Source organism: Williamwhitmania taraxaci, assembly GCF_900096565.1.
Taxonomy (GTDB): Bacteria; Bacteroidota; Bacteroidia; order Bacteroidales; family Williamwhitmaniaceae; genus Williamwhitmania; species Williamwhitmania taraxaci.
In genome coordinates, this window is record NZ_FMYP01000137.1 from 1 (window position 1) to 3,143 (window position 3,143).

The 3,143-nt window shown below is 44.9% G+C and carries 4 protein-coding genes and 1 pseudogene; all 5 read left to right on the top strand.

Annotation, left to right across the window (positions count from 1 at the left end):
* Positions 1-333 (top strand): annotated as a pseudogene (locus BLS65_RS19085) (transposase); the annotation flags it as partial.
* A 97-nt stretch (positions 334-430) separates the two neighbouring features.
* Positions 431-1,117: a hypothetical protein gene (locus BLS65_RS17390; protein WP_092441059.1), complete on the top strand. Its 687-nt coding sequence runs from the start codon at positions 431-433 to the stop codon at positions 1,115-1,117.
* Between the two features lie 9 nt (positions 1,118-1,126).
* Positions 1,127-1,633 (top strand): CRISPR-associated protein Cas4, encoded by a 507-nt coding sequence (gene cas4 / locus BLS65_RS17395; protein WP_092441060.1) that lies wholly within the window; start codon positions 1,127-1,129, stop codon positions 1,631-1,633.
* 11 nt (positions 1,634-1,644) lie between these two features.
* A complete protein-coding gene (gene cas1b / locus BLS65_RS17400) occupies positions 1,645-2,649 on the top strand; it encodes a type I-B CRISPR-associated endonuclease Cas1b (protein ID WP_092441061.1) in 1,005 nt (334 codons plus the stop codon).
* Positions 2,650-2,695: 46 nt separating this feature from the next.
* The gene (gene cas2 / locus BLS65_RS17405; RefSeq protein WP_092441062.1) at positions 2,696-2,959 is read left to right on the top strand and encodes a CRISPR-associated endonuclease Cas2; all 264 of its coding nucleotides are present in this window, start codon (positions 2,696-2,698) and stop codon (positions 2,957-2,959) included.
* Positions 2,960-3,143 lie beyond the last annotated feature (184 nt).

Sequence of the window (3,143 nt, forward strand, 5' to 3'; positions counted from 1 at the left end):
ATTGTCCGCTACTACCGGTCCCGATTTCAAATAGAATTCCTCTACCGAGATGCCAAGCAGTTCACCGGGCTTACCACCTGTCAGGCTAGGAGCAAGAATAAGCTCGATTTCCACTTTAACGCGGCTCTAACAGCGGTAAATATCGCCAAGCAAGACTGGCTCTCAAACAAGGATAACCTCCAAAAAACGTTCTCAATGGCTAATTACAAAACTCTATATAACAACGCGTTGCTACTGGAACGATTTATGTGTATGTTTGCAATAAACCCAAACACCGCAAAAAATAAAAAAATCGTCAATGATTTGTTGGATTACGGTAAAATTGCGGCATAAATCTTACCGAACTATTGAGTAAAACAACCGCCTTTTAATGCAGAGTTGATTATTTATCGATATTCGTAAGAATTGTAGGAATGTAAAATGATTTACGATGACAATGGTAACCCTTCCCTTAGAGTATGGCAAGTTCTACCATATTTTCAATAGGGGAATTAATAGCTGCAATCTTTTTTCACAGTCGGTAGACTATGAGCATTTTTTACGCCTTTATGAGAAGTATATACCCCTTGTTGCTGAAACCGCTGCATGGGTTTTGATGCCTAACCATTTTCATTTGCTCATTCGAGTAAAGGATGAGGACGAAATATTGCCATTTCCCGACATCACGCCATTACCTCAATCGGGGTCTTCGACCTCCAAAAGGGAAATGGAATTGGAGCCTCCCTCGTCCGATAGGGGTATGGGTAAACGAAAACCAATTCTTTCACATCAGCTGGGGCACCTTTTTAATGCGTACTGCCAGCACTACAATGCCCGATATGGCCGCCATGGAAGCCTTTTTGAACGACATTTTCATCGCAAACTCGTAAATTCTGAAGCCTATTTTATTCGGTTAGTGGTTTATATTCATCACAACCCCGTACATCACGGTTTTTGTAAGCATCCATTGGAATACCCATGGAGTTCGTACAATACAATGCTATCGGATATGCCAACAAAGGTTATGCGCGAAGCAATACTGGATAGGTTTGGTGGTCGAGAAAATTTTATGCTACAGCATAAGCAACAGCTCGATTTGGGCGATATAGAAAGTTATTTAGGTTTTACGAATCCTTAAGCAAAAACAATGATAACCGGAACCCACTTTGCATACTACCATATTTGTCATCGAAAGTTATGGCTCTTTGCCAATGGCATAAATATGGAGCACACCTCAGATACCGTTACCGAGGGTAAGTTGATTCATGAAACTACTTATACCGATAGGGCTTCACGCTACGTGGAGGTGGAGGTGGGTGGTAGCAAAATCGACTTTTACGACCCCGTGGAGAAGGTGGTTCACGAGGTGAAGAAATCGGACTCCATGGAAAAAGCCCACCTATGGCAGGTAAAGTTCTACATATGGCTGCTTGAGCAGGAGGGGATAGAGGGCGTTACCGGAATAATAGAATACCCTACCATGCGCCACCGCGAAAGAGTAACCTTAACTCACGATGATAGAGCGGTGCTGCTGACAACCCTCGCCAGTATTGAAGTGATTGTAAAGAGCGAGACGTGCCCTCCGCTTGAGAAAAAGGGCATTTGCAAGCGCTGCTCCTACTTCGACTTTTGCTATAGCACCGAGGATGAATAACCCCCATCACTATGAAAAAGACATTCTACCTATTTAATCCGGGTAGGCTTAGCCGAACGGACAATACCCTTAAGTTTACGCCTACCGATGAGGCCGGAAACGAGGGTCAACCAAGGTATATCCCCATCGAAACGGTAGATAACCTCTACGTTTACGGCAGCCTTGATGCCAACAGCGCGCTATATAACTTTCTGGGTAAGAATTCGGTGAGCGTTCACTTCTTCGATTTTTACGAGCACTACACAGGCTCCTTTATGCCCAAGGAATATTTGCTATCGGGCCGCATGCAGCTGCTACAGTGCGAGCATCATCTTAAAAAAGCGAAGCGGTTGATAGTAGCGCAAAAGTTTATTGAGGGTGGAGCCTATAATATGGTTCGAAATTTAAAGTACTACGGCAGCAGGGGCAAGAGCTGCGACGATCAGGTGGAGCGCATACTTACTTATGCCAACTCAATTGGCACAACCAAGGAGGTAGACGAACTCATGGGTATTGAGGGCAATATTCGGCAGACTTACTATGAGGCTTTCGATACCATAATAGATGGCTTTACCATGGGCAACCGTACCCGGCGTCCGCCATCCAACGAGGTGAACTCCATGATATCGTTTGCCAACAGTATGTGCTATACCGCTTGCCTCGATGCCATTTACCACACGCAGCTGAATCCAACTATCAGCTTCCTGCACCAGCCGGGAGAGCGCCGCTACTCGCTCGCATTGGATATTGCCGAAATATTTAAGCCTCTGCTGGCCGATAGGCTCATTTTCTCCATGTTTAACCGAAAGCAGCTGCAGGCCAATGATTTTGAGCGCAAGCTGAATGGATGCCTTCTCAAGCCAACTTCCCGGAAGAAAGTGGCGGAGGAGTGGGAGAAGCGTTTATCGGAAACGGTTAAGCACCGCAGCTTGGGCCGTAATGTGAGCTACAAGTATTTGATTCGGTTGGAGTGCTATAAGCTCACCAAGCATATCCTTGGAATTGAGGAGTATCGGCCATTTAAAATGTGGTGGTAGAGAAGAGCTTAACCACAAGGTATTTGAATGTAAAATAGCTAGGGCGATGTATATAATTTTGGTTTACGATATGGGTGAGAAGCGCGTGGGCAAGATGCTTAAGCTTTGTAGGCGCTACTTGGGCTGGATCCAGAACTCTGTTTTTGAGGGCGAAATAAGCGAGGTGCAGCTCAAAGAACTCATTTTGCTTGCCAAGGAATTTATGAATTTAGAGGAGGATAGCCTCATTATTTTTCAGAGTCGTGAATCGCGTTGGCTCGACAAGCAAATAGTGGGGAAGGAGCGCAGCTCTGTAGACAATTTCCTTTGAGTTTTTGTTGTCGAGGATGGGTTACAGCCCACTACAGGGTTTACTATTAATAGGTATTGGTCTTTGACGTATTGATAGTCAGTATGCTAGTTGTGTTGTCAACCCCCCAGTAAAAATAGGTTATTGGGGGTCGACGATTTGGCATACCTTAAATTGATGCGTTTTTGCTCTGGAAGGCCAGTAA